We start from the raw sequence: 5,974 nt of genomic DNA, 5'->3' as shown, positions 1-5,974 counted from the left end.
GCCTGAAGCCTGAAGCCTGAAGCCTGAAGCCGGGGGGACTTCACGTCACCTTAGCTGCCCGGTGCCGCCGCGCCGGAAGCGATAAACCAGACCAGAAAGGCCATAGCGGCAATAAAAATCACGGTGGGAGCAATGGCTCTTTTATTCACGGCGGGTCACCTCGGCGTTGAGTTTGACAGGGGGCACCGGAGGTTTCCGGGCGGGTGCCGAGTGTAACACAGACCGGGTGCAGCACGGCACCGGTCATCGGGGTGGCAGGGGCGATAAACCGGTAATATGATAGCGCAAACATTTTTCAGGCGGTGGGGCAGTGATGAAAGAACATAGTGAGCTGGGTGGCGTAGCGCCAGTACGTACCGTCACGCTGGAAGACGTGGCGCGGCTGGCGGGCCTGTCGCCGATGACCGTCAGCCGGGCGATCAATAAGCCGCAGGTGGTGCGTCCCGCCACCGTGGCGCGGGTGATGGCGGCGATCCAGGCCACCGGCTATATTCCCAACCTGCTGGCCGGCGGGCTGGCCTCGCGCCGCACCCGGCTGATCGCGGTGGTGGTTCCGCAGATCAACAACAGCATGTTTGTCGACACCGTGCAGGCGATCAGCGACCGGCTGGCCGCGCGCGGCTACCAGATGCTGCTGTGCGTCACCGGCTACTCCAGCGACAACGAGGCGGAAACCGTTAACACCATCCTGTCGCGGCGGCCGGACGGCATGGTGCTGACCGGCATTCACCACCATGCTGAACTGCGTAAAACGCTGCTGAACGCCGCGCTGCCGCTGGTGGAGATCTGGGATCTGACGCCGACGCCGCTGGATATGCTGGTGGGCTTCTCCCATGAAAAAATCGGCCAGCGCATCGGCGAATACTGTCTGCAGCGCGGCTACCGCAGCCTTGGCCTGGTGTGGGCCGGTGACCGGCGCGCTCAGCTGCGGCGCAGGGCGCTGGCCGAGGTGTTGCAGGGGCAGCCGGGCTGCCGCCTGCAGGGGGTGAACGCGCCGGTGCCGACCTCGCTGGGTGCCGGACGTCAGGGGCTGAGCCAGCTGCTGGCAGCGGGGCAGCGCTTCGACGCCATCGTCTGCAGTTCGGACACCCTGGCGCAGGGGGTAATTATGGAGGCGCAGGCGCGCGGGCTGCGCGTGCCGGAAGATCTGGCGGTGATCGGCTTTGGTGACCTGGCCTTTGCGGAACATAACCAGCCGGCGATCACCACCGTCGCCATCGACCGGCTGAAGATGGGGGAGCTGGCCGCCACGCTGCTGGCCGATAAAATCGAGGGGCAGGCCCCGGCGGAGGCGGTGGTCGATCTCGGTTTTACGCTGCGGGTGCGCGAGTCGGGCTGAATTTTACGCTGCGGGTGGGCAAGTCGGGACAGATTTACGCTGCGGGTGCGTGAGTGGGGATAGATTTTACGCCGGGGGTGGGCGAGTCGGCCTGGTTTCAGGCTGCGGGAGCGTGAATCGGGCCAGGTTTTGTCCCCAGGATGCGCAGGGGAATAGGCGAATTGTTTGATTTTGTTCAGCCAGGTGACTATTGCAAAAACGCCACGCTCACGGCGTTTTTTTCCCGGTCAGCCTGCTTCAGGTGCCGAAATTTCCCTTAATAGCGGTGTGGTTAACCCTGTGGCTAACCCGGCGAGGAATGGTGGCATTGTTATAAAATGTTAGAGCAATCATCCCTGTTTAACTAAAAATATTATCTCTTCAATTTTTACATTTTGAATCATCTGTATCGCTAACATTGCGGCCATGTAAAAAAATAAAACCATTTTTTAACCTTCGGTTTCCCCCCGTGGCAACCCTTTACTGGCATGTGAGAGTCGTAACGCTATGCTCCTTCAAAAAGAAACCACCCGTCGTAAGTTTTTACTCGGGTCGCTGCTGGCATTACCGCTGGGCGAGATGGTGTTTAAAGGGCTGACCGCAGCCCAGGCCGCAGAGATGGCCGCACCTGAGCTGGCGGATTATCAGCCGATCTTCTTCAGCCCGGCCGAGTGGCGGTTTATCCTCGCCGCCTGCGACCGTCTGATCCCCGCCGGCGGCGAGGGAAAGGCCCCTGGCGCGCTGGAAACTAACGTGCCGGTCTTTATCGATCAGCAGATGCACGGTGATATCGGCAACGAGATCTACATGCAGGGGCCGTTTGATTCTCAGGCCGCCGCCACCCACGGCTACCAGATCCCGTTCCGCCCGCAGCAGATCTACCAGACCGGCATCAAGCTGGCCAACCAGTGGTGCCAGCAGCAGCACCAGCAGGACTTCCATCAGCTGCCGGTGGCAGAGCAGGAAGCGGTGCTGACGCATCTGCAGAAAAACGAGATCAAATTTGCCGATCTCGGTGAGCCGGATCTGAAGGCGTCGCAGTTCTTCAGCGGCCTGCTGAACGATAGCAAACACGGCTATCTCTCCGACCCGATGTACGGCGGCAACAAGGGGATGAAGGCGTGGATCGCCATCGGCTTCCCCGGCGCGCGCGCCAGCTACCTCGAATGGGTAAAGCAGCACAACGTGCCGTATCCGCTTGGTCCGGTCAGCATTCAGGGCCTGCGCGCCTGATTCCATTTTCTCGTTTTAATGCTGCCCGGCAGGGCTGTCGGCAGGGGCGCTCACGTCTCTGCGGCGGCCGTGCGGGGTAAACAGGGTTTATCATGGCAAAGATTAATAAAGAAGAAGTCGACGTCGTTGTTGTCGGCCTGGGATGGGCCGGCTCGCTGATGAGCATTGAGCTGGCGCTGGCCGGCCTGAAGGTACGCGCGCTGGAGCGCGGCGGCGATCGCGGCTACGAAGAGTTCGCTTACCCGAAACCGGCGGATGAATTTGCCTACGCGGTGCGCAATAAGGTGATGGCCACCCCGGCGGAAGCGGCGGTGACCGTGCGCTACAACATGAGCCAGACTGCGCTGCCGACCCGTAAGTGGGGGGCGTTCTGCCCCGGCACCGGCGTGGGCGGCTCCGGCCTGCACTGGACGGCGGTGCTGATCCGCCCGACGCCGACCGACCTGAAGCTGAAAACCTACGCCGACCAGGCCTATGGCCCTGGCGTGCTGCAGGACGATATGCGCATTATGGACTTCCCGTTCAGCTGGGAGGAGATCGAGCCTTACTACGAAAAGTTCGAGATGATCTGCGGCCAGTCCGGCAATACCGGCAACCTGCGCGGCCAGATCCTCGAAGGCGGCGATCCGTTCGAAGGTCCGCGCGCCAATCCGATGCCGCTGCCGGCGCTGGACGACACGCTGAACAATACGATGTTTGTGAAGGCGGCGAAAAAGCTTGGCTATCATCCGTTCCCTAACCCGTCGGCCTGCGTCTCCCGCGCCTGGACTAACCCCTACGGTAACCAGATCGCGCCGTGCAACTACTGTGGCTACTGCAGTAAGTATCCGTGCCTGAACTACTCGAAGGCGTCGCCGCAGACCGCGGTGATGGACTCGCTGAAGCGCATGGACAACTTCTCCTATGAAGTGCACGCCAACGTGATGAAAGTGGTGCTGCATGACGATAAGAAGACCGCGAAGGGCGTTGTCTATATCGATAAAGACGGTAACGAGTGCTTCCAGCCGGCCAAAATCGTGGTGCTGAGCAGCTTCCAGTTCTGCAACGTGCGTCTGATGCTGCTCTCCGGCATCGGCAAGCCGTATAACCCGATCACCGAAGAGGGGGTGATTGGCCGTAACTACGCCTTCCTCAGCAACGGCGGCGCAACGCTGTTCTTCAAGGATAAGAACTTTAATCCGTTTGCCACCGCCGGGGCCACCGGGCAGATGTTTAACGATATCTCGCCGGGCAACTTTGACGGCCCGTCGCTGGGCTTTATCGGAGGTGCCAAGATCCACAGCTCGCAGGCCACCGGTACGCCAATCAGCACCGCGCTGCCGAAGGGCACCCCGGCGTGGGGCAACGGCTGGAAGCAGGGGCTGGAGGAGTGGTACGGCCACTCGATGAAGATCAGCATCACCACCACCTGTATGTCGTACCGCGATATCTATCTGGATCTTGACCCTAACTACACCGACGAGTACGGCTATCCGCTGCTGCGCATGACCTTTAACTGGAAGCAGAACGAGCTGAAGCTGCAGCAGTATCTGAAGGGCATCGTTGGCAACATTACCAAAGAGCTGAACCCGGACAGCTACAGCGAGAGCTTCCTCGCGATGGATGCCGATTTCGATCTGACCAAATATGTCTCCACCCATAACGTCGGCGGTGCGGTGATGGGCGACGATCCTAAGACCTCGGCGCTGAACCGCTATCTGCAGAGCTGGGACGTGCATAACGTGTTTGTGCCGGGCGGTAACGCCTTCCCGCAGAACTTCCAGGCTAACCCGACCGATACCATCGGCGCGATTACGTTGATGGCGGCGCAGGCAATTAAGGATATCTACCTGAAGAATCCGGGTCCGATGGTGCAGGCATAAGGTGATGAAGATGAAACTGACACGCACGTTAATCGCGTCCGGCCTGCTGGCCGGCATGTCTGCGCTGCCTGCTGCTGCTGCGGACGATCTGGTGAAGCAGGGCGAGTATATTTCACGCCTCGGCGACTGTGGTGCCTGCCACACTATTCCGGGCAAGCCGGCGTTTTCCGGCGGGCTGGCGATTGAGTCGAACCTTGGCACGATCTATTCGACCAACATTACGCCGGATAAAGAACACGGCATCGGTAAGTACAGCGAGCAGCAGTTCTCGGACGCGGTGCGTAAGGGCGTGCTGCCGGACGGTAAGCGTCTCTATCCGGCGATGCCCTATCCGGACTACGCGAAGATCAGCGATGCCGATATGCACGCGCTGTACGTTTACTTTATGCAGGGCGTGAAGCCGAGCGCGGAGCAGCCGCCGGAGACCGATCTGAGTTTCCCGTTCAGCCAGCGCTGGGGCATGCGTTTCTGGAACTGGGCGTTTACCGACGATAAGCCGTTCCGGCCGATCGGCGGGGCGAGTGCCGAGGTGAATCGCGGTGCCTATCTGGTGGAGAGCCTTGGCCACTGCGGCAGCTGTCATACGCCACGCGGCATCGGTATGAACGAGAAGGCGCTGGACAGCGGCGACGAGAAGTTCCTTGCCGGCGGCAGTCTTAACGGCTGGGAAGTGCCGTCGCTGCGCGGGTTGCCGCACTGGACGGAGCAGGAGACCGTCGATTATCTGGCGACCGGACGTAACGATAAGGCGGCGGTGGGCGGTGAGATGACGTCGGTGGTTGAGCACAGTACGTCGTGGATGACCGATGCCGATCTTAAGGCGATTAGCGCGTATCTGAAGTTCCTCGGCGGGAATCCGCCTGCGCCGGCGAAGGCGGCAGAGGCGGTGAGTGCCACCGAGGCGAAGCTGACGGCGGCGAAGAGTCTGACCACCGGCGAGCGGTTGTATCTGGATAACTGCGGGGCCTGTCATTTTGTGACCGGTAAGGGTGCGCCGCGCATTTTCCCGGAGCTGGACGGGGCGACGATAGTTAACGCGGGCGATCCGACCGGGTTGATCCATACGATTCTGGCCGGGGCGCAGCAGCCTTCAACCGCGAAGGCGCCGTCGACGCTGGCGATGCCAGGCTTTGCGGCGCGGCTGAGTGATGATGAGGTGGCGCAGCTGGCGACCTTTATTCGTCAGGGCTGGGGGAATAAGGCGGATGCGGTGAGTGAGAAGCAGGTGCGGGAAGTGCGGGAGACGCTGAAGCACTGATGCTTTGACATTGTGCACAGGTCGTATTCTGGCACTGTGCACAGGTCGTCTGTTTACTGGCACTGTGGACAGGTCGTCTGTTTGATCGAGATTCCCGGGCCTGTCAGCGGGCGACCCTGCGCGGCATAAGCCGCTCCGGGCTCATCCCGCTGCCCTCCCTAATAATGAGCTGCTCTGTGGCCTGTGGGGGATAAGGGAGCTACTTTGTTTGATGTCTGATGATTAATGAGCCTGCTCTGGTGAAGGTATTACCGGGGCGGGCTTTTTTATTGGAATTTTTGGGGCTGGAGGTGGGGCTGAAAA

At 60.7% G+C, this 5,974-nt stretch carries 5 protein-coding genes; 4 read left to right on the top strand and 1 reads right to left on the bottom strand.

What is annotated here, in order from left to right; translation table 11 throughout:
• Window positions 1–50 precede the first annotated feature (50 nt).
• Window positions 51–149, bottom strand: a complete 99-nt coding sequence (locus NV64_RS23280; RefSeq protein ID WP_199177707.1) for a YoaK family small membrane protein — start codon at window positions 147–149, stop codon at window positions 51–53.
• 164 nt (window positions 150–313) lie between these two features.
• On the opposite strand from NV64_RS23280, the gene NV64_RS21290 reads away from it, so the two are divergent.
• The 4 genes from NV64_RS21290 (at window position 314) to NV64_RS21275 (ending at window position 5,671) form a co-directional block, all read left to right on the top strand.
• On the top strand, window positions 314–1,339 hold the full coding sequence (locus NV64_RS21290; protein ID WP_056240173.1) for a LacI family DNA-binding transcriptional regulator: 1,026 nt from the start codon (window positions 314–316) through the stop codon (window positions 1,337–1,339).
• Window positions 1,340–1,825: 486 nt separating this feature from the next.
• The gene (locus NV64_RS21285; protein ID WP_101506721.1) at window positions 1,826–2,551 is read left to right on the top strand and encodes a gluconate 2-dehydrogenase subunit 3 family protein; all 726 of its coding nucleotides are present in this window, start codon (window positions 1,826–1,828) and stop codon (window positions 2,549–2,551) included.
• A gap of 92 nt (window positions 2,552–2,643) precedes the next feature.
• The gene (locus NV64_RS21280; RefSeq protein ID WP_101506720.1) at window positions 2,644–4,413 is read left to right on the top strand and encodes a GMC family oxidoreductase; all 1,770 of its coding nucleotides are present in this window, start codon (window positions 2,644–2,646) and stop codon (window positions 4,411–4,413) included.
• A gap of 4 nt (window positions 4,414–4,417) precedes the next feature.
• Complete coding sequence (locus NV64_RS21275) at window positions 4,418–5,671, top strand: cytochrome c (protein ID WP_369878924.1); 1,254 nt, start codon at window positions 4,418–4,420, stop codon at window positions 5,669–5,671.
• Window positions 5,672–5,974: the final 303 nt, after the last annotated feature.

It is taken from the genome of Erwinia sp. B116 (assembly GCF_002865965.1).
Classification (GTDB): domain Bacteria; phylum Pseudomonadota; class Gammaproteobacteria; order Enterobacterales; family Enterobacteriaceae; genus Erwinia.
Note: the sequence above shows the minus strand (reverse complement) of the source record. Positions and strands in the feature narration are given on the sequence as shown.

What these genes read in the sequence shown, in the direction of transcription:
- NV64_RS21290 (WP_056240173.1), top strand. Translation starts at nt 314, where the DNA reads ATGAAAGAACATAGTGAGCTGGGTGGCGTAGCGCCAGTACGTACCGTC.
- NV64_RS21285 (WP_101506721.1), top strand. Translation starts at nt 1,826, where the DNA reads ATGCTCCTTCAAAAAGAAACCACCCGTCGTAAGTTTTTACTCGGGTCG.
- NV64_RS21280 (WP_101506720.1), top strand. Translation starts at nt 2,644, where the DNA reads ATGGCAAAGATTAATAAAGAAGAAGTCGACGTCGTTGTTGTCGGCCTG.
- NV64_RS21275 (WP_369878924.1), top strand. Translation starts at nt 4,418, where the DNA reads ATGAAGATGAAACTGACACGCACGTTAATCGCGTCCGGCCTGCTGGCC.